The sequence below is a fragment of the Rhodococcus sp. 06-221-2 genome (assembly GCF_002258365.1).
Taxonomy (GTDB): Bacteria; Actinomycetota; Actinomycetes; order Mycobacteriales; family Mycobacteriaceae; genus Rhodococcoides; species Rhodococcoides fascians.
This window is the reverse complement of the sequence record NZ_NOYJ01000004.1, coordinates 329,816-349,661: the sequence shown is the minus strand read 5'-3', so window position 1 is coordinate 349,661 and position 19,846 is coordinate 329,816. Positions and strand designations below refer to the sequence as shown.

Annotated in this window: 18 protein-coding genes; 11 read left to right on the top strand and 7 right to left on the bottom strand. The window is 65.4% G+C overall.

The window, feature by feature from the left end; genetic code table 11:
- The first annotated feature begins 47 nt into the window (after positions 1-47).
- Both CH281_RS02760 and CH281_RS02755 read left to right on the top strand, forming a co-directional pair.
- Positions 48-950: a glycosyltransferase family 2 protein gene (locus tag CH281_RS02760; RefSeq protein WP_094692785.1), complete on the top strand. Its 903-nt coding sequence runs from the start codon at positions 48-50 to the stop codon at positions 948-950.
- The gene (locus CH281_RS02755; RefSeq protein WP_057472816.1) at positions 947-1,954 is read left to right on the top strand and encodes a polysaccharide pyruvyl transferase family protein; all 1,008 of its coding nucleotides are present in this window, start codon (positions 947-949) and stop codon (positions 1,952-1,954) included. Before CH281_RS02760 ends, CH281_RS02755 begins: the two co-directional genes overlap by 4 nt.
- A 25-nt stretch (positions 1,955-1,979) precedes the next feature.
- On the opposite strand, the gene CH281_RS02750 is transcribed toward CH281_RS02755, so the two are convergent.
- Positions 1,980-2,597: an O-methyltransferase gene (locus tag CH281_RS02750; protein ID WP_027498114.1), complete on the bottom strand. Its 618-nt coding sequence runs from the start codon at positions 2,595-2,597 to the stop codon at positions 1,980-1,982.
- 315 nt (positions 2,598-2,912) lie between these two features.
- Here CH281_RS02750 and CH281_RS02745 point away from each other — a divergent pair, with 315 nt between their 5' ends.
- Entirely contained in the window at positions 2,913-3,203 is a 291-nt protein-coding gene (locus tag CH281_RS02745; protein WP_052073673.1) for a hypothetical protein, read from the top strand.
- A gap of 22 nt (positions 3,204-3,225) precedes the next feature.
- Here CH281_RS02745 and ychF read toward each other — a convergent pair whose 3' ends face one another.
- From ychF to CH281_RS02730, 3 genes are read right to left on the bottom strand one after another with little or no spacing between them, the layout of a single operon-like run.
- Positions 3,226-4,305, bottom strand: coding sequence for a redox-regulated ATPase YchF (gene ychF / locus CH281_RS02740; RefSeq protein WP_027498119.1), 1,080 nt, complete (start codon positions 4,303-4,305; stop codon positions 3,226-3,228).
- 12 nt (positions 4,306-4,317) lie between these two features.
- The gene (locus CH281_RS02735; RefSeq protein ID WP_032365336.1) at positions 4,318-5,112 is read right to left on the bottom strand and encodes a TIGR03620 family F420-dependent LLM class oxidoreductase; all 795 of its coding nucleotides are present in this window, start codon (positions 5,110-5,112) and stop codon (positions 4,318-4,320) included.
- Between the two features lie 34 nt (positions 5,113-5,146).
- Entirely contained in the window at positions 5,147-5,983 is an 837-nt protein-coding gene (locus CH281_RS02730; protein ID WP_032365480.1) for a helix-turn-helix transcriptional regulator, read from the bottom strand.
- 102 nt (positions 5,984-6,085) lie between these two features.
- On the opposite strand from CH281_RS02730, the gene CH281_RS02725 reads away from it, so the two are divergent.
- Positions 6,086-6,856: an SDR family NAD(P)-dependent oxidoreductase gene (locus tag CH281_RS02725; protein WP_094692783.1), complete on the top strand. Its 771-nt coding sequence runs from the start codon at positions 6,086-6,088 to the stop codon at positions 6,854-6,856.
- A gap of 19 nt (positions 6,857-6,875) precedes the next feature.
- Here CH281_RS02725 and CH281_RS02720 read toward each other — a convergent pair whose 3' ends face one another.
- Positions 6,876-7,178 (bottom strand): CD225/dispanin family protein, encoded by a 303-nt coding sequence (locus CH281_RS02720; RefSeq protein WP_158514267.1) that lies wholly within the window; start codon positions 7,176-7,178, stop codon positions 6,876-6,878.
- Positions 7,179-7,372: 194 nt separating this feature from the next.
- Here CH281_RS02720 and CH281_RS02715 point away from each other — a divergent pair, with 194 nt between their 5' ends.
- From CH281_RS02715 to CH281_RS02695, 5 genes are all read left to right on the top strand, one after another.
- The gene (locus CH281_RS02715) at positions 7,373-9,646 is read left to right on the top strand and encodes a carbon starvation CstA family protein (protein WP_094622906.1); all 2,274 of its coding nucleotides are present in this window, start codon (positions 7,373-7,375) and stop codon (positions 9,644-9,646) included.
- The gene (locus CH281_RS02710; protein WP_072692145.1) at positions 9,647-9,817 is read left to right on the top strand and encodes a YbdD/YjiX family protein; all 171 of its coding nucleotides are present in this window, start codon (positions 9,647-9,649) and stop codon (positions 9,815-9,817) included. It abuts the gene before it with no gap.
- Positions 9,818-9,929: 112 nt separating this feature from the next.
- The gene (locus CH281_RS02705) at positions 9,930-11,396 is read left to right on the top strand and encodes an AlkA N-terminal domain-containing protein (RefSeq protein WP_027498124.1); all 1,467 of its coding nucleotides are present in this window, start codon (positions 9,930-9,932) and stop codon (positions 11,394-11,396) included.
- The gene (locus CH281_RS02700; RefSeq protein ID WP_174557298.1) at positions 11,396-11,890 is read left to right on the top strand and encodes a methylated-DNA--[protein]-cysteine S-methyltransferase; all 495 of its coding nucleotides are present in this window, start codon (positions 11,396-11,398) and stop codon (positions 11,888-11,890) included. The genes CH281_RS02705 and CH281_RS02700 overlap by 1 nt, the downstream gene beginning before the upstream one ends.
- Positions 11,891-11,960: 70 nt before the next feature.
- Positions 11,961-13,187, top strand: a complete 1,227-nt coding sequence (locus CH281_RS02695) for an AI-2E family transporter (protein WP_027498126.1) — start codon at positions 11,961-11,963, stop codon at positions 13,185-13,187.
- Between the two features lie 6 nt (positions 13,188-13,193).
- Here CH281_RS02695 and CH281_RS02690 read toward each other — a convergent pair whose 3' ends face one another.
- Both CH281_RS02690 and CH281_RS02685 read right to left on the bottom strand, forming a co-directional pair.
- On the bottom strand, positions 13,194-16,214 hold the full coding sequence (locus CH281_RS02690) for an AAA family ATPase (protein WP_094692781.1): 3,021 nt from the start codon (positions 16,212-16,214) through the stop codon (positions 13,194-13,196).
- On the bottom strand, positions 16,211-17,401 hold the full coding sequence (locus CH281_RS02685; RefSeq protein WP_094692918.1) for an exonuclease SbcCD subunit D: 1,191 nt from the start codon (positions 17,399-17,401) through the stop codon (positions 16,211-16,213). Before CH281_RS02685 ends, CH281_RS02690 begins: the two co-directional genes overlap by 4 nt.
- A 123-nt stretch (positions 17,402-17,524) precedes the next feature.
- On the opposite strand from CH281_RS02685, the gene CH281_RS02680 reads away from it, so the two are divergent.
- Positions 17,525-18,691, top strand: a complete 1,167-nt coding sequence (locus tag CH281_RS02680) for a DNA recombination protein RmuC (RefSeq protein ID WP_094692916.1) — start codon at positions 17,525-17,527, stop codon at positions 18,689-18,691.
- Between the two features lie 20 nt (positions 18,692-18,711).
- A complete protein-coding gene (locus CH281_RS02675; protein WP_179274086.1) occupies positions 18,712-19,818 on the top strand; it encodes a DUF6542 domain-containing protein in 1,107 nt (368 codons plus the stop codon).
- The last annotated feature ends 28 nt before the right edge of the window (positions 19,819-19,846 follow it).

The following is a 19,846-nucleotide window of genomic DNA, read 5'->3' as shown; positions in this document are numbered from 1 at the left end:
GGGATGCCTAACCAAACACCACCCGGATTTCGTTGTAGGGTCACAACGTGCCTATCAGTCTGGTTTCTATCGTCCTCCCCGTGTACAACGGTTTGCCCGAACTGAACGAGCAGCTCCAAGCGCTTGCTGCGCAGGACTACACAGGCGATGTCGAGCTCATCGTCAGCGACAACGGATCGACCGACGGCCTCCGCTCACATCTCGAAGAATTGTCTCTACCTCTGACGATGCGTATCGTCGACGCCTCCGCCAAGCGTGGCGTCTCCTACGCCCGCAACCTTGGCGTGGAAGCCGCGCGGGGCGACATCATCGCCTTCGTCGACCACGACGACGTCGCTTCTCCGACGTGGCTGACTTCCATGGTGCGCGCACTCGACAGCTACGACGCCGTGGGCGGCGCAATCGAACACGATTCCCTCAATCCGCCCGAGGTGACGGCGTGGCGAGACAACCCGCCGAACGGCACCCTGTTTCCCACCGCCTACCTGCCGTATGCCCCGGGAAGCAATTTCGCGCTGTGGAGGCGCGTCTTCGACGAGGTCGGAGGCTTCGACGAAGACCTCGTGGGCGGTGCCGAAGACGTCGACTACTCGTGGAGGCTTCAGCAAGCAGGATTCACTCTCGGACATGCCGCGGATGCGTCGGTCGCCTACCGCATCAGAACTACGGTTCGTCGATCGTTCTTGCAAGGCCGCGCGTACGGACGCACGTCGTACCAACTGTCGACCAAGCACCGTGCTGCGGGCTGCCCTCATCCGTCGTCACTTGCCCGGATTCCCGCGCACACTGCGGCGATCTTGTATCTCGCGACAATTCGCAATCCGTGGTTGCCGAAGGTACTACGACCGATGCCCAGCGGTCTGTGGGCCCACTACATCGGAATCCACTACGGCGCACTCCGAATTCGGGTGGCCGCGCTCGGCCGCGGCCTGCGACGGAGTCCCCGATGACATACGAGATAGTCGACGCGATACGCGAAGAGACCATGGCCGTCCTGCGGCAGCATGCCAAACCCGGAGATCGGGTGGCTCACTTGGACTTTCCGAATCACTTCAATGCCGGTGACTCGCTCATCTACGCCGGTGAGGTCGAGTACCTGAAGCGGTTGGACGTGCACGTCGACTACGTGTCCGATCCGTTCACCCACAACCACGATCTGCTCGAACAACGAGTCGGTGATGGGACCCTGTTTCTGCAGGGCGGAGGAAATTTCGGTGACCGCTGGCCGATGGACCAGAAATTTCGTGAAGCAATCGTTGCGCGGTTTCCTCGCAACAAGATCGTGTGCCTGCCCCAAAGCATCGACTACTCCGATGCCGACGCCATGCACAGGACCGCGGCCCTCTACGCACAGCACCCGGACCTCACCCTCATGCTGCGTGAACAGCGTTCGTACGAGCTGGCGCTCGCCCATTTCCCGAACAACCGCGTCGAATACTGTCCGGACATGGCTTTCGGTGCCGAGATCGCACACAGCGCCGAAGGCTCTGCAGTGGACGTCGTGAAACTCGTGCGCGACGATTCCGAAAGCCTCGGTCATGCTTCGGTGAACGTCGACGCGTCGTCCGTCCAGTACGACTGGGGTCTGCACGGAAGGGATCTGGCGATCTCGACGGTGGTGACGCTGCCGACCCGAATCGCATACAACTTCCCCAAAGCGAATCGCCTGCTGTACCCCGCTCTCGTTCGCTCGTACGAGCAGACAGCGAAGCTCAACCTCCGTGTGGCGCAGCGCATTCTGAATCTGGCGCCCGTCGTGCTCACCGATAGGCTGCATGCGGCCGTATTGGCCGCGATGATGGGCAAGCGCGTCGTGGCGATGGACAACGCGAACAGGAAGGTATCCGGCATCTACGACGCCTACCTGCACCGGTTCGACAACGTTCAGTTCGCAGCGACACCCGACGCCGCCGCCGACATGGTTCGGCAGGCCGTGTCCGACAGTCGACGATGAACGCTGGTCGACACCCCGTCCGTTTTCAGAAGGGGTAACGGCCCTCGGCCCAGGCACGCGCGGCGGGAGGAGTCACCGCGTCGACGGGTTCGCCGTCGCGAAAGTAGTTGGTGTGCAGGATCCGACCCGCGTCGACTGCCTCTTGCCAGGCCTGCGTCGGACCTTCGCCGAACCAGAGCCACGGCGTGATGTCGTCCATGATGACAACCGATTCCGGGGTGGCGAGCGCACGAAGATCGTCGAGGTCTGCGCGGGCACCTTCCACAGAATGGTCACCGTCGATGAAGATGACATCGAAGCGCGCGTCCGGGTGTTGCTCGGCATAAGCCTTGATGGTGGTGTGCGAATCTCCCTGGATCAGGGTGTGTCGGCCCGGGAAGTGTTCGTCGACATGGGCTTTCGCGGCATCGCTGTACGCGTATGCGGCCAGATCGAAGGATACGACGGTCACGTCGGGAGAAGCCTCGAGGAACGCCCAACTCGAGAAGCCCGCATTGAACCCGACCTCGCAGATCGACTTCGTGCCTGGCCTTGCGGCCAGTGCCGATAGGTATCCGAGTTCCGATTCGTCGGCTCCACGCTCGAAAGGCTCCCCCGCTGTGGCGGTTCGATGCACCAACGACTCGAGGTATTCCAGGCCCATCCATGTCCTCCTGTTCGACTGCTTCGGAGCGTAGCCGACGGTCGATCGTGCGCGCAGACGACAACTGCCACCTGGCCGACACCGATGTCTGTAGCGTTCGCACCAAATGACTTTCCGTTCGTGGAATTGCCATCGCGGGCTTGGCAATCGGAGTGATCGAACTGCTCGCGGTCGCTACTGTCGTATACGGTTTCGGATCTCTCACGCCAAAGCACGCCAGCATCCGTCGAGACAATTTTTCCGTACTCCTTACCGGCTACCGCACTCTTCACGGTTCCTCCCACTACGGAGCCACCGACTCCGGTCGAGACCACTGTGGACGCGACCGAGGCCCCCTCCGCCTCACTGCCCGAGGTGGACGGACCATGCGATCCGGGCGTCGACAATCACGGAACCTCCGCCGATGGCACGTTCCTGAAGTGCACCTATGCAGGGTCGACTCGCGCGCATTGGGTGCAGTCGGCACCGATCATCGACGGCAATGCGGAGCCAGGGTCGGAATGCGACCCCGCAGCGAGAGGGATTGCGGTCTCGCCGGACGGATTCGACATGTTCTGCGTCTCCGACGGCGCGAACGGTGGCGGCTATTGGTCACCCGGACCGTAGGCGATCTGCGGATCGACGGCCGTCAGACGTTGAAGCGGAACTCCACCACGTCGCCGTCGGACATGACGTAGTCCTTGCCCTCGATGCGCACCTTGCCAGCAGCCTTGGCCGAGGCCATCGAACCTGCGGCGACGAGGTCGTCGAAGGACACGATTTCGGCCTTGATGAAGCCGCGCTCGAAGTCGGTGTGAATGACGCCTGCGGCCTGGGGCGCGGTGTCGCCCTGGTGAATTGTCCACGCGCGAGCCTCTTTCGGGCCTGCGGTGAGGTAGGTCTGCAAGCCCAGAGTGTGGAAGCCGGCGCGGGCCAACGCGTCGAGACCGGGCTCGGTCTGACCGACGGATTCGAGCAGCTCGGCTGCCGACTCCTTGTCGAGTTCGAGCAATTCCGACTCGATCTTCGCGTCGAGGAACACCGCGTCGGCGGGCGCGACGAGGCGGGCGAGCTCGCCGATCTTCGCGTCGTCGGTCAGCACCGACTCGTCGGCGTTGAACACGTACAGGAACGGCTTGGTGGTGAGCAGCTGGAATTCACCAAGCAGCTCGAAGTCGAGCTTGGCCTTCGCCGAGAACAGCGTCTTGCCGTCGTTCAGCACAGCCTGCGCGGCCAGAGCCGCATCGAGCGCCGGCTTGCGATCCTTCTTGATCCGCACCTCTTTCTCGAGGCGCGGGATCGCCTTCTCGAGAGTCTGCAGATCGGCGATCGCGAGTTCGGTCTCGATGACCTCGATATCCGCGGTCGGGTCGACGCGACCATCGACGTGCACCACGTCGTCGTCGGCGAAGACGCGCACGACCTGGCAGATGGCGTCGGCCTCACGGATGTTGGCGAGGAACTTGTTGCCCAGGCCTGCGCCCTCCGACGCACCCTTGACGATGCCGGCGATGTCGACGAACGACACCAGCGCGGGCACGAGCTTCTCCGAACCGAACACCTCGGCCAGCTTCTCGAGCCGGGGATCCGGCAGCGCGACCACGCCGACGTTGGGCTCGATAGTCGCGAACGGATAGTTCGCGGCCAGCACATCGTTGTTGGTCAGTGCATTGAAGAGGGTGGACTTGCCGACGTTGGGCAGTCCGACGATTCCGAGGGTGAGGCTCACGGTCTATGGAGTCTACTTTGACGACACGGCCAGCTCGGACAGTGCCCGGCCAGCGTCGATACTCGATGCACCGAGTGGTGCCAGAACTACGTGATCCGCGCCGGCAGCGTGGTGAGCGGCCACCCGCTCGGCGATGTCGTCGACACTCCCCCACACCACCAGGTCGTCGACCAGACGGTCGCTGAGATCCTCGACATCCGCGTCGGTGAACCCCATGCGGAGGAAGTTCTGCCGATAGCCGGGAACGGTTGCGAGGAAGCTCAGCGGCTCCCGAGCTGCAGCGCGTGCTCGATCCGGATCGGACTCGACCACGACGAACTGGTCGACCACCAACGTCGCCCCACCGAGCGCACCGCGCGCCTGCGACGTCCACTCGGGCGTCACGAGCAACCCGATCGCGCCGGCCGCGCGGTCGCGAGCCATCTCCAACTTCTTCGGCCCGAGCGCCGCGAGCAGCGTCTGATCCGCTGGTACGTCGAGTTCGTCAAGGTATCTATGCAACTCAGCGAGAGGTCGAGCACTCTGCGGCCCACCGAGACCGAGGACGAATCGACCGGTGTCCGAAAGCTCGTCGAACAGTGTTCCGGTCTGTGCAGGTGAGTACACATCGACCGGCACGATCCCCGGAACGACGGTGGCGGTCTCGGTCGCGTGGACCAGATCGGACAGCCTGCCGAGCCGATCGATCTGCCCGCCCGGCAGCAAGAACGAGGTGAATCCGAGTGATTCCAACGCGCGTGCCTCATCGAGATACGACGATGACACGTCGATGGAAATGCCGATTGAGCCGAGCCCCAATGTGTCCATGGCTGCGACGCTAGAACCTGAAGCGTTGTTCAGGTCAAGAGGTGATCGCCGAATTTGCGTCCCAGCTCGCCAGGATCGGCATGACTTTCGCGGTGCTCGATTCTTCCTCGACGGTATAGACGATCAGACTTTGATCCTGTGCGCTCGGCGAGGTCAGAAACTCGATTCCGAATTGCAGGGTGCCCGCCGCCGGGTGCTGGATGATCTTGGTTGCACCTGCGAATTCGGCGACCTCGTGATCGCTCCACCATTGCTCGAAACACGGCTCGGACGAACGCAATTCGTCGATCAGCGCGGTCAACTCCGAATCCCCTGGCCTTCGAGCAAGATCGCGGCGCAGCGCGGCAACCGAGGCCGCCGCGAACTGCGACCAATTGACGATTCGCTCCCGCGCGATGGGATTGCGAAACAGATAGTGGAACAGCGAATCCCCGGCGGACGACTGCAGACTCAACACCGCACGAACCAGCGCATTGCTGGCCAAGATGGTTCCCGAGCGCCCGAGCAGTAGCACCGGCACGTGATCGAGCGCACGCATCACCTGCAGCAATCCCGGATCCGGTCGCTCCGGGGCGCTGCCGACCGGCACAGCCGGAGATGCGAGATCGAGCAGATGCGCGGACTCCACCCGGTCGAGTTTCAACGCCCGAGCAATTGCCCGCAGCACCTCGGGTGAGACGTTGGCCTGGCGACCCTGTTCGAGCTTGCTGTAGTAATCCGGGCTCACTCCGGCCAGCGCTGCGAGCTCTTCGCGCCGCAGGCCCGGGACCCGTCGCGCACCGGGATAGATCGGTACTCCCGCCTCGACGGGAGTGATGCGGTCGCGTCGATCACGCAGAAATGCGCTCAGCGCCGACCTGTCGTTGTTCACGAAATCCACAGTAGCCACGCGAGCGATCGCCAACCTGGTCATGACAGACCTAGGTCGAACGACGCCTGGTCCGCCCGATTCCGCGACCGTAGACATGGCGTCATGACATCTTCCAGTTCCACACAACTCCATGGACGCACCGCCGTCGTCACCGGATCGACCAGTGGGATCGGTGCTGCCATCGCGCTCACCCTCGCCGCCCACGGGGCATCGGTGGTCGTCAGCGGCCGCGACGCCGAGCGCGGCAAAGCCCTGGCGGCCCGCATCTCGGAAGCCGGCGGCACAGCGGCATTCGTCGACGTCGATCTCTCGGGCAGCTACGACGAGCTTCGTGAGTTCGCCGCCCGCACTACCGACGCCCTCGGCGGCCGCGTCGACATTCTCGTCAACAACGCCGGTATCTATCCGGCCACCGCGACAGCCGATCTTCCCGACGATCAGCTCGATGCCATGCTCGCCGTCAACGTCCGAGCGCCGCACGTGCTGGTCGGTGAGCTCGCACCGGCCATGGCCGAGCGCGGCAGCGGAGTCATCGTGAACATCGGGTCGTGGATGGCCACGATGGGCAGTCCTTTCGCTGCCATGTACTCCGCCACCAAAGCCGCCGACGAGCAGCTCACCCGCAGTTGGGCCGCCGAGTTCGGCCCCCGCGGTGTGCGAGTGAACGCCCTCGCGCCCGGAGCCACTCTGACTCCGGGCAACGAGGATGCACGCCAGGTACTCGACGCCATGACGGCCGGAACCCCGGCAGGCACAGTGCTGTCGCCGCAGAACATCGCCGACGGTGTGCTGTTCCTGGTCTCGGACGATGCCGCAATGGTGCACGGAACCACGCTCTACGTCGACGGCGGTATTTCGGTCACCCGCGGGTGAGCACACCGCCGTCGATCCGTCACATGTTCGAGACGACCAAGCCGATGAACGCCAGGTAGAGAACGATGAAGACGCCGAAGATGATGAGGGACAGCTTGCCGAAGAACGCCGCGCGCTGCGACGAGTATTGCGCGCCTTGGACATCGCCCATCGACCACAGTGGATGGACTTTCAACGCATGATTGAACGCGGGGATGGCCAGTGGCCAGAAGAAGATGACTGCCACCACTGCCCACCCTGCGTTCGACGCCGGCAGCACCGGCGCGAAGGGCTGCGCCGCGGGAAAGTTCTGCTGATGAGTTTGCTCGTACGGTCCCGACATGTGGTGTTCCCCCCGAATGAATGAAGTGATGACACCCGGTACGACGCAGCCCAGCACCATCCGGTTCCAGGCCGCCGCCACTCGGCGCACACGAGTGACCGCCGGGCGCATCGCGAAGTGTCGATTCGAGGACGTGCAAGTGCGTCACGCATAGGGTGATCGCAGTCACACCTGCGACCATGGAGACCCCACACATGTCACTGAAAGCGGCCGACGATCCACACGTCGAATTGCTGAAGACAGACCCCGACCTACCACCTGTCGGAGTCGTCGATTCCCATCCCATGACGCCGATCAAGCGTCTGATGCTCGTTGTTATCGGCCTGCTCGGCGGCGTCGCCTGGACGATCATCGCCATCGTCCGCGGCGAGAATCCCAACGCAGTCTGGTTCGTCATCGCCGCGGTGTGTACCTACATCTTCGCGTTTCGCTTCTACGCCAGACTGATCGAACGCAAGATCGTCTTTCCTCGCGACGACCGAGCCACGCCCGCCGAGATCTTGGAGAACGGCAAGGACTACATGCCGACGGACCGTCGGGTGCTGTTCGGCCATCACTTCGCCGCAATCGCGGGAGCGGGCCCCCTCGTCGGACCGGTTCTGGCTGCCCAGATGGGCTACCTGCCCGGCACCATGTGGATCATCATCGGCGTCGTGTTCGCCGGGGCCGTCCAGGATTTCCTGGTGCTGTGGATCTCGACGCGCCGCAACGGCCGCAGCCTTGGCCAGATGGCCCGTGACGAACTCGGAGTAGTCGGCGGAACCGCCGCGCTGATCGCGGTGTTCGTCATCATGATCATCCTGATCGCGGTTCTTGCTCTCGTCGTCGTCAACGCGCTCGCCGAAAGTCCGTGGGGCGTGTTCTCCATCGCGCTGACCATCCCCATCGCCCTGTTCATGGGTGTGTACCTGCGCTACCTGCGGCCGGGCAACGTCACCGAGGTCTCGCTCATCGGTGTCGTCCTACTTCTGCTCGCCATCGTCGCCGGCGGCTGGGTCGCCGAAACCGAATGGGGCACAGACTGGTTCACCCTCTCCAAGGTGACGGTCGCCTGGCTGCTCATCGGCTACGGTCTGCTCGCCTGCATCCTGCCGGTGTGGCTGCTGCTCGCCCCGCGCGACTACCTGTCGACATTCATGAAGGTCGGCACCATCGCGCTGCTGGCCGTCGGCATTCTGATCGCGCGCCCCGAGATTCAGATGCCCGCCATGACGAGCTTCGCCACCGAGGGCAATGGACCGGCATTCGCTGGATCGCTGTTCCCGTTCTTGTTCATCACCATCGCCTGCGGCGCGCTTTCGGGTTTCCACGCTCTGATCTCCTCCGGCACCACGCCGAAGTTGCTCGAGAAGGAAAAGCAGATGCGCATGATCGGCTACGGCGGCATGCTCACCGAGTCGTTCGTCGCCATCATGGCGCTCATCACCGCCTGCGTTCTCGATCAGCACATCTACTTCGCGCTGAACGCACCGGCGACGCTGACCGGCGGTACTCCCGAGACCGCGGCGGAGTACGTCAACGGATTACCGCTGAGCGGCGGCGACATCACCCCGGCCGAATTGAGCCAGGCCGCAGCCGATGTGGGCGAGGAGTCGATCATCTCCCGTACCGGCGGCGCTCCGACGCTGGCGTTCGGTATGTCCGAGGTTCTGCATCAGGTGTTCGGCGGAGAATCGCTCAAATCGTTCTGGTACCACTTCGCGATCATGTTCGAGGCACTGTTCATCCTCACCACGGTCGATGCAGGCACCCGCGTCGCCCGCTTCATGCTCTCCGACAGCATCGGCAACCTGCCCGGAGCCTCGGCCAAGAAGTTCAAGGACCCGTCGTGGCGTCCCGGTGCATGGATCTGCTCGCTCATCGTCGTCGCAGCCTGGGGCGCAATCCTTCTCATGGGAGTCACCGACCCGCTCGGCGGCATCAATACCCTGTTCCCGCTGTTCGGTATTGCCAATCAGTTGCTCGCCGCCATCGCCCTGACGGTGGTCATGGTGATCGTCGTCAAACGAGGTCTCTACAAATGGGCCTGGATCCCCGGCATTCCGCTCGCCTGGGACCTCATCGTCACGATGACGGCCTCGTACCAGAAGATCTTCTCCTCCACCCCGGCCATCGGTTACTGGACGCAGCATTCGCAGTTCCGTGACGCAAAGGAGCAGGGCCTGAGCAGCTTCGGCAGCGCAAAGACCCCCGAGGCCATCGACGCGGTCATTCGCAACACGTTCATCCAGGGCACCCTCTCGATCATCTTCGCGGTACTCGTCCTGGTCGTCGTCATCGCCGGAGTCATCGTGTGCGTCAGAGCCGTTCGCGGAGCTGATCTGCCGGACAACGAGGAGCCGGAGGTGCCATCGAAGATCTTCGGTCCTGCCGGATTCGTCCTCACCCCCGCCGAGAAGCAGATCCAGGCCGAGTGGGACGAACTGATCGATGCGGGCACCGTCCGACGCCCCGGGTCGGCGCACTAGATGCGCGGGCTGTGGTGGTGGATCACCTCGGTGATGGGTGATCACGATTACGACCGCTACGTCGCGCATCTGGCCCGGCACCACCCGGGCCAGGAGCCACCGACCGTGCGGCAGTACTGGAAAGACCGGCACGCCGAGGCGGACCGAAACCCAGGGGCTCGATGCTGTTAGGGCTTCGCCCTCGTGCGCGTTTTGCGCCCCTCCCGGTACGCAAAACGCGCACGACCGCAGCCGCGTCCGATTTCCGCTAGCACTGGCGGGATCGCGCTGACACAGTAGGAGCATGAGCAGCGAACGGCAGGTGCAAGAACTGGACTTCGATCGGTGTTATCGCGCGGTCTCCTCGCGTGACGCACGGTTCGACGGCCAGTTCTTCACCGCCGTCTCCACCACTGGCATCTACTGTCGACCTTCCTGCCCGGCGCGCACCCCCAAGCCCGGCAACGTCTCGTTTTTGGCCACGGCAGCAGCGGCCCAACAATCCGGCTACCGCGCCTGCCGCCGTTGCCAGCCCGACGCCACCCCTGGTTCCCCACGATGGAACATCCACTCGGATCTCAGTTCTCGTGCGATGCGGCTGATCTCCGACGGAGCCGTCGAGCGCGGGGGCGTCGACGGCCTCGCCAGCACCCTCGGCTACTCGAGCCGGCAATTGACCCGCGTTCTGACGGCAGAAGTGGGTGCCGGCCCCCTCGCGTTGGCTCGCGCCCATCGCGCGCATACCGCCCGCACGTTGATCCAGACCACCGACATGTCGATGGCCGACATCACCTTCGCCGCCGGCTTCTCGAGCGTCCGCCAGTTCAACGACACCGTCAAAGAGGTCTTCGCGGTCGATCCGACGACCCTGCGGCGAGAAGCGCACCGCTCGGCCGTACCTACTGCGGGTGGCACCGTCACGTTGCGACTGCCGTACCGCGCGCCGCTGGACCGCGGCTGGGTCGAGTGGTTTCTCCGAGGCCATGTGGTCGAGGGCATCGAATCGTTTTCCGACGACGGCGAATACGTGCGTTCCCTGCAGCTCCCGCACGCTGCCGGACTAGTGGCACTGCGCATCCTGGACGGATTCGTCAGCGCCGCACTGACTCTGCAGGACATGCGCGATCTCGCTCCCGCCGTGGCCAGGATTCGACACCTGCTCGATCTCGACGCCGATCCGCTTGCCGTCGACGAGGCCCTGCGCGCCGACCCCCAGCTCGCGCCGAGCGTCGACGCCCATCCGGGTATCAGGGCACTCGGGGTCGTCGACGGGGCGGAGATGTTGCTGCGCACCGTCATCGGGCAACAGATCTCGCTGAAGGCAGCGGCCACCCACACCGCCAGGCTCGTCGACGCGCTCGGGGCACCACTGGATTTCGGCGACGGACGCGTCGGACGGCTGTTCCCCGACGCTGCCGTCATCGCCGAACGCGGCCACGAGGTCCTCACCGGCCCGGCGGCTCGGGTCCAGACCGTCATCCGCGTCGCCGACGCCATCGCGTCGGGAACGGTGACATTGCACCCCGCGCGGGAGGGTCCCGATCTGGAACGAGAACTGCTCGCGCTCAAAGGAATCGGGCCGTGGACGGCCCGCTATGTCGTCATGCGACTGCTGGGCGACCCCGACGTTCTGCTCGACACCGATCTCGTTGTCCGCCAAGGCGCGCAGGCTCTGGACATTTCGTTGAAGAACTCCCAACGCTGGGCACCGTGGCGTTCCTACGTTTCGATGCACCTGTGGATCACCGCACTGGAAAGAAGGCAGGCATGATGGCCACCTCCGCAACGCAGGACACCCCTATCGGTCCGTTCACCACCATCGTCGACGCCGATCAGCGCGTGCTGGCGTCGGGCTGGACCGCCGACGTCGAGGAACTCCGAGTGTTGATCCATCCGACGTTGCGACCCACCGACGTCCGCTCGGCCACCGACCTCGGTGCCGTCACCGCAGCTGTCGACTCCTACCACCGCGGCGACGTCGACCGCATCGACGACATCGACGTCGCACAGCGATCGGGCGAATTCCTGATGCACGCCTGGGACGTGCTGCGCACTGTCGAACCCGGAGCGCCGGTGACGTACTCCGCGTTCGCGGAATTGTCCGGACGGCCGACGGCGATTCGCGGTGCCGCGTCGGCGTGCGCGCGCAATGCCGCCGCCCTGTTCGTACCGTGCCACCGAGTGGTTCGGATCGGCGGTGCACTCGGCGGATTCCGTTGGGGACTGCCGACGAAGAAGTGGCTGTTGGCCCACGAGGCGCTCTGACCGACACCGCGTCGGAGTGGGACGTTAAGGTTCTTCACGAACCGCCACCCGCCGAATGTGAGGACCCACCGTGACCGAATCGGCAGTTCCCGGCAGTACTGCGAAGCCCGCGAAGTCCGGACGAGATCGCGGGGACCTCATCGGAACCGGTGGCCTCTGGCTGGCGAAATGGTCGCTCATCCTGATCTCCATCGCGGCCGGCGCGTGGGTGTTCGGTTGGCTGATCGGTCATCTCTGGGTGATTCTGCTACCGGTTCTACTCGCGGTGATCGTGGCCACGGTTCTGTGGCCACCTGCGAAACTGATGATGCGCCTTGGTTTTCCGCCTGCGCTGGCATCGTCCGTGTCGCTCGTGGTGTTCTTCGTCGTGATCGGCGGGGTCATCACTCTGATCATTCCGTCGGTGGCCGAGCAGGCTCCCGAGTTGGTCGATCAGGCGTCGGGCGGCATCGGTCAGGTGCAGGACTGGCTCAAGGGACCTCCGCTCAACATCGGCGACGACCAGATCGACAATGCGGTATCGGCCATCGTCTCGCGGCTGCAAGACAGCGGCGACGTCATCGCGACCGGCGTGTTCAGCGGCGTCTCGGCAGCCGGTTCCATCCTCGTGACCCTTGCCCTGGTGCTCGTGCTGTCGTTCTTCTTCGTCAAGGACGGCCCGAAGTTCCTGCCGTGGCTGCACGGATTCTCCGGCGGCCGCGCGGGACGCCATCTCGGCGAAGTCCTCTCCCGCATGTGGGTGACGCTGGGCGGTTTCATCCGAACCCAGGCCATCGTCAGCTTCATCGACGCGTTCTTCATCGGGCTCGGATTGGTGATCCTCGGTGTCCCGCTGGCATTGGTGCTCGCCACCCTGACGTTCCTCGGTGGCTTCATCCCCATCGTCGGTGCGTTCGTCGCGGGCGCTCTCGCTGTGCTCGTCGCATTGGTGGCCAACGGTCTGACGACCGCGTTGATCGTGCTCGCGATCATCCTCGCGGTGCAGCAGCTCGAAGGCAACGTGCTGCAGCCGATCCTGCAGAGCCGCAGCATGAATCTGCATCCAGCGATCGTGCTGCTCGCCGTCACCGGAGGCAGCTCGCTGTTCGGGATCATCGGCGCGTTCCTCGCAGTGCCCGCCGCGGCGGTGGCTGCTGTGCTGATTCGCTACGTCTCCGAACAGATCGACGAGCGATCGAACGAGCCCGATCAGGACGAGCTAGAGGATCAGATCCCCGCACCCGAGGGACTGACCGACGAACAGGCCGGCCTCGAGGACGAGGACGAGGACGAGAAGGCTGCGCCGGGGAAGAAGTAGCCCCGATCAGGACGCAACGACCTGCAATGTCGAGCCCGCGCGTCCACGCTTGACGTAGAGGCGGCTCGGAATGCGCTGACGCATTTCGTCGACGTGACTGACGACTCCGACGACGCGGCCGCCCGCACGTAATTCGTCGAGCACGGCCATCACCGATTCCAGCGTGTCCGCATCCAGCGTGCCGAACCCCTCGTCGATGAACATGGTGTCGAGAACGACCCCGCCGGATTCGGCGGCCACGACATCGGCGAGACCCAGCGCGAGCGAGAGCGACGCCAGAAACGCCTCGCCGCCCGAGAGCGTCTTGGCCGAACGCACCACACCGGTGTAGTCGTCGCGAATGTCGAGACCGAGTCCACCCCGCTTTCCGCGAACGCCGGCCTCGTCGGAATGCACGAATTCGTAACGACCCGAGGACATCCGACGCAAGCGTGCCGATGCCGACTCGGCGACGTCCTCGAGACGGGACGCAAGCACGTAGGACCGCAGCGACATCTTGCGTGCATTCTGCCCACGCCCGGCAACCACATCCGCCAAGTTGGCGAGCTCGTCGAACTCGGCGCGTTGCGGCGCGATGGCCGCAGCCGCCACGAACAGTTCGGCGATCAACCGCTCGAGCTCGTCCGCGCGTCGGCGACACTCAGCCACCTCCCCCGCGGCAACCTTCGCCGCGCCGTCCAGTTCGGCGAACCGGGCACGCAGCGGATCCAGGTCGATCGGCGGTTGCCCGCTCTGGGCGACGATGCCGGGTTCGAGCAGCACGTGTTCGGCGTGTGCGCGACGCTCCTCCGCGAGACGGAGCTCGGTCTCGATCTGCTCGACGCGGTCTTCGGTGAGAACGGCATCTGCTGCTGCATCGGCGGAATCGAAGTTCGATGCCGATACCCGTCGATCCAGTTCGCCGCGCAGCGCCGCATGCTGCTCGCTGGCGTCGAGCCAGGCGATTCGCGCTTCCTGCAGTCGGCGGGCACCATCGATCAGCTTCTCGCACTCGGCAATTCGCTCGGTCAAAGATGCGCCTTCGGCAATTTCCTCGGCTACCGACGCTCGCATCTGCGCCACCGATCGCTCGGTGGCTGCGATGCGTTCGTCGAGCGCGCTGCGCCTGGCGACGAGATCCTGCAGCGTGACCGCCAGCGCATCCGACTCGGCGCGCAGCCGGCGCAGCTCGGTCGTTGCCGGGTCGAGGTCGGCGGCCCTCGCTCGGGCGTCTCGGACGGCAGTCGTCGCCGCATCGAGGGTGTGAGCAAGCTCCGCGGCGGAGGCTCCGCCCGTCCGGTCGTGCAGCAGATCGACCGCACGACTGGCGTCGGCGACGGCCGCGATCGACCGTTCCAGCTCGGCAGCGCACTTTCGCTCCGCGGCAGCGGCCTTGTCCTCCTGCGCTTTCGTGACCGTCGACGTCGCGGCAGCGGCCGGATTCGGGTGTTCGGCCGACCCGCACACGACACACGGCGCACCGGGCTCGAGGCGGGCAGCCAACTCTGCGGCCATGCCGTCGATGCGGCGTTCGCGCAGCTTGAGCAAGTGTTCCCAGGCGCTGTTGCGCGCGGTTGCAGCACGGTCCCTGACGCGTTCTGCCTCGACGAGAACAGCTCGGGTCCGCACCAATTCGAGGGCCGACTCAGCGGCCGCCTGAGCGCGGGCACACCGCTCGTCCAGTCCCGGAAGCTCGGCAACGGCCGCGGCTGCGCGGGCCACCCGCGCTTCCACAGCGGAGAGGGTCTCGGGAAGTGTCGCCTGTTTCGTCGTCGTGCGTTCGATGGCAGCAACGGTCTCGGCACGCTGTCTGCGCTGTTCTGCGAGCTCGGCGTCCAGCCGGTCGGCCTCACGGGCTGTTCCGAGCAGCGACTGCAGCCGTGCGACATCGGTGGTCCATGCTCGTACGAACTCGGCAACCACTGCTCGCTCGTCGGCCGGATCGGTTCGTAGCGGCGGCCACTGCAGTGCGTCGTGGAAGCGCCTGCCCTCTGCGGACGTCGGCAGTGCCTGTTCCGCGGCGGTCAGCGCTGTGGTGGCCGCATCTGCGGTGGTGGCGGCAAGGCGCAGATCGGCGACAGCGTCGGCGATGGGACCCGCAGCAGCAGAGTCGGCCAGTTCCGCGCGTCGCGCTGCTCGGGCGGCTTCGCCGTCCCGGTACTGCGCGAGTTGCTCTTCGGCGATGGCGCGTCGGCGCTGCAGGTCCAGGGCGCTGGTGGCCTCGGCCAGCGCGGCGGACGCACGCCCGGCCGCCGCGTCGACCAGCACCGCACGACCCTGGGCGAGAGTTCTGTTCTGCCGTGCACCGTCCAGAACCCGTGCCGCCCATTCGAGGGGATCCTGGGCCTGCTCACCGGGCGCGGCGTCGTCGGTGGACGGCTCGGGTACGCCCGCGGCCTGGGACACTCTGCCCAGCATGATGTCGATGGCCTGGTCGGCGTCGGCAAGACCGGCGGCCAATTCTCGACGCCGCTCGGCAAACCACTCCTCCACGTCGCCGAATCTGCCTGTGTCGAAGAGTCTTTCGAGTAGGTTTCCGCGCTCGTCGCTGTCTGCTCGCAGAAACTTCGCGAACTCGCCCTGCGGCAACAACACCACTTGAAAGAACTGATCGGCACTCATTCCGAGCAACCCGTTGACCGCGTCGCCGATCTCGTTGAGCCGCGTCAGGTTCTGCCCACGCCCATCGAGCCACGTGAGACTCGCCTTGGCATGCTGCTTGGTGGTGCCGGCAGTCCTGAGCTTGGGGCGCAGAAACTCCGGACTGCGCACGATCCTGATTCGTCGCCCACCGAGCGTTGCTTCGAGGGTCACCTGCGGGACGGCACCTCTCGCGGCGTGGTCGGACAGCAGCCTCTTGCCCTCCCGCCGCGCTCCGGGAACGGTGCCGTAGAGCGCAAAGGCAACGGCGTCGAGCACTGTCGTCTTCCCGGCTCCGGTCTGACCGTGCAACAGAAACAACCCGTCGGCCCCCAGCGCGTCGAAATCGACCGTCTCCGTTCCCGCGAAGGGACCGAAGGCGGTGATCTCGAGTGAGTGCAGCCTCATGCAGCGCCGCGGTCGACGGTGCTCGCCGGTGTGCGCGTGGATTCGGCCTCGCGCTGCACGGAAGCAAGTGCGCGCTCGAAGAGTGCGGACTCGGCTGCGGTGGGCGCGCTCCGCATGTCCGTCAGGAACGACGTCGCGATCTCGAGGTCGCTGCGGCCGCGGACACGATCGCGATACCGAAGCCCCCCGTCGTCTTCGGGTCGACGCCACTCGAGATGGATCGCGTGCCGAAAACGCTGTTGCAGCAACCGCATTGCATCGACGGGACGTACCTCGTCGGTCAGCACCGCCGAGACGTAGTGGTCCTCGTATTCGGAAAAGGCTGCGTGAGTGGTCAATTCCTCGACCGTGCCCTCGATGCGGGCGAGACCGCGAACCACCGGTAAGTCCACTCGATCGACGCTGCCGAGCCCGTCGGCGTCGAGTTCGAGAATCCACACGGCCTTACGGTGCGAGCGTTCGCCGAACGAGTAGGGCAACGGGGAGCCGGAGTAGCGGACCCGCTCGGTGAGTGTCTGCGGAGAATGCAGATGACCCAGGGCCACGTAGTCGACGCCGTCGAATGCCGATGCCGGTGCGGTTTCGATTCCCCCGGACGAAATCGATCGCTCCGAACCTGTCGCTTCGCCGCCGACGATGAACGCATGCGCGAGGACGACGGACCGAACATGTTGCCCTGCTTCGTCTCTCGCTGCGAGGTCGGCGCGCACCAGGTCCATGGCAGCATCGAGCACCTCGGCGTGCGTCCGTGCCGCCGGAACGTCGAGTTCGACTCGGGTGGTCTCGGGCTCGAGGTACGGAATGCCGTAGAACGCAACCGATCCGTGCTCGTCGTCGACGACCACCGGGGTCGCGACGTTGCCGACCTTGGTCATCAGATGCAGTCCACCGGCCGAGGCGAACGCAGCTCCGGCACCCAACCGAGCGGGTGAATCGTGGTTACCCGACGTCGCGACGATGACGGCTCCGGCGGCTCTGATCGCTTCGAGTCCGCGATTGCACACCACTACGGCATCCGCGCTCGGCACGGCGCGGTCGTAGATGTCACCCGGGACGACGACCACGTCGATCGACTGTGCGGCAACCAGTTCCGCGATGGACTCGAGCACTGCGCCCTGATCGGCCAACAGGTCGACACCGTGAAAGGTGCGACCTACGTGCCAGTCCGAGGTGTGCAGGATTCTCATGTCCACGACGCTATCGGCAACCACCGACAAACTATTCGAGGCTCGTCGGCCTGTCGGGCGTGAGCATCGACCCACAGCTCGTCTCGCCCGAACTTGTCGGTGGCGTGCTGCATCATCGGCACCATGAACATTCTCACCGCGCTCGGCCTGCTCGTCGCCCTCGCCCTCGGCGGCGTGGTGGGGTGGCTGTTGCATGCCTCTCGGGTGGGTGATCGGGCCGTACGAGCGGAGGCACAGCTGGCGGCTCTACGCCAGAACGAGGCGCTGCTACGCCAGTCGCTGAGCGCGGTGAACGAGGATTCCGCGCGGCGCAATTCGACGGTCATCGGCCAACAGGTGTCCCATCTGGTGGAGCCACTGCACGACGCCGTCGACGCCCTGGCCGAGCACGTGCGAGAAGTCGAGCACCACCGCATCAGGGCGTACGCGGGGCTGTCGGAACAGGTCACCGGAATGCATCGCGCGTCGATGCAGCTCTCCATGCAGACCGGACAACTGGTCACCGCGCTGCGCGCACCGCAGATCCGAGGTCGGTGGGGCGAGATCCAGCTCGAACGGGTCGTCGAACTCGCCGGAATGGTCAAGCACTGCGACTTCGACACTCAGGTGAGCAAGGACGGCTTTCGACCCGACATGATCGTTCGCCTCGCCGGCGATCGGCAGATCGTCGTCGACGCCAAGGTGCCGTTCGCGGCCTACCTCGACGCCGCGCAGGACGAAGAACCCGGTGCTCGCGACAAGCATCTGCGCCGCCACGCCAAGCAGTTGCGCACCCACATCGATCAACTGGCAGACAAGGCCTACTGGGAGGCATTCGAGCCGACGCCGGAGTTCGTCGTCCTGTTCGTTCCCGGCGACCCGTTTCTCGACGCCGCGCTGACGTCGGATACGAGCCTGCTGGAGTACGCCTTCGGCCGGAACGTGATTCTTGCCACCCCGACCACTCTGGTCGCTCTGCTGCGCACCGTCGCGTACACCTGGAAGCAGGAGTCGATCGCCGAGGACGCTGCGCGGATCCACCAGCTGGGCCGCGAACTGTACGGCCGCATCGGAATCGTCTCGACACATCTCGACAAGCTCGGAGCCCACCTCGGCAAGGCCGTGGAGTCCTTCAACTCCACCGTCGGGTCGGTCGACAGCAGGGTGGGTGTCACCGCACGCAAGCTGCACGAGCTCGAGCTGTTCGATGCCGAACCGGTGGAGATTTCACGCGTGGACGAGCGTCCCAAGCTGTCCGATTCGTCCCGCTACCGGCACGACTTCGGTCATGTCAGCGATGCAGTGGGCTGAACTACGGCTAACCTCGAGGGGTGTCTACCTCCCAACGTGCCCGATCCGGGGTACCGCTGGATCACCGATCCATCCTCGCGACCCTGCCCGGCGTACCAGCGTGGGGTGCCGTTGCGATCGCCGCAGGGCTGGCCTTTCTCGGGTTTCTCATCGACGCCGCGCGTGGAACCGAGCTGACCGGTGCGTTCGCGTTCCTCTACATCCTCGGCTGCATCGCGGCGGTATTGCTGGTCCGCTACCGCGGCCTGTTCACCGCGATGGTCCAAGCCCCGTTGATTCTGTTCGTGGCAGTGCCGCTGTCGTACCAGTACTTCACCGACAACGCGGGCACCAGCCTCAAGGACATCATCCTGAACGTGGCGATTCCGCTGGTCAACCGATTTCCATTGATGCTGCTCGGCACCCTCGTGGCCGTCGGCCTCGGTGCCGTACGCATCGTGCTGAAGCGGCAGAACACGCACGCGCCCGCAGTTCGACGCAGCACGAAGACCGCCGACACCGCTCGGCGTCGCACGAAACCGGAAGACGCCCCTCGTCGAAGCACCAAGGCCGGAGACTCCGCTCGCCGGAGCCCGACCTCCGAGGACGACACACTCACCCGGGCACAGCGGCGAGCACAGGAAGATCGTCCGTCACGCGCACGTAGCCGTCGAGCTGCGGCGGACCGTGACGACGTGTCCGCGGTCGAGGCCACCGACATCGTGCCCGAGCCGTACGTGGGCCGCCGAGGAACCTCTCGCGCCGCAACCGACTCCGGTGCCGCGCCACGACGGTCGGCAACAACCCCCGGGGCGACGCCCGGATACGCACGTCAGGCGAGTCCGCAGCCCGAGTACCAGCGGCCCTCCCGCTCCCACGCCCAGTACCCGCAGGATCGCACGCCCCCACCCGGCGTAGCGCGCCCGTCGCGGCCCCAGCCGTCCGAGGCACCGTATTCGACGGAACCTCGCCGGGAGCGTTCACCTCGGGTTCAGCCGCCGCGGGACGCCGTCGATCCGTACTCCAGCAGCGCTCGGCACACAGTCGAACCGGTTGTGAACGACGCGCCGCCGAACGTGCGCCGTGACGACATTCCTCCGCATCCGGTGCCGCAGGTTCGGTACCGCGACCGCCACGCCGACGACTGACCCCACCGACACCGGCCGGTCATGGACC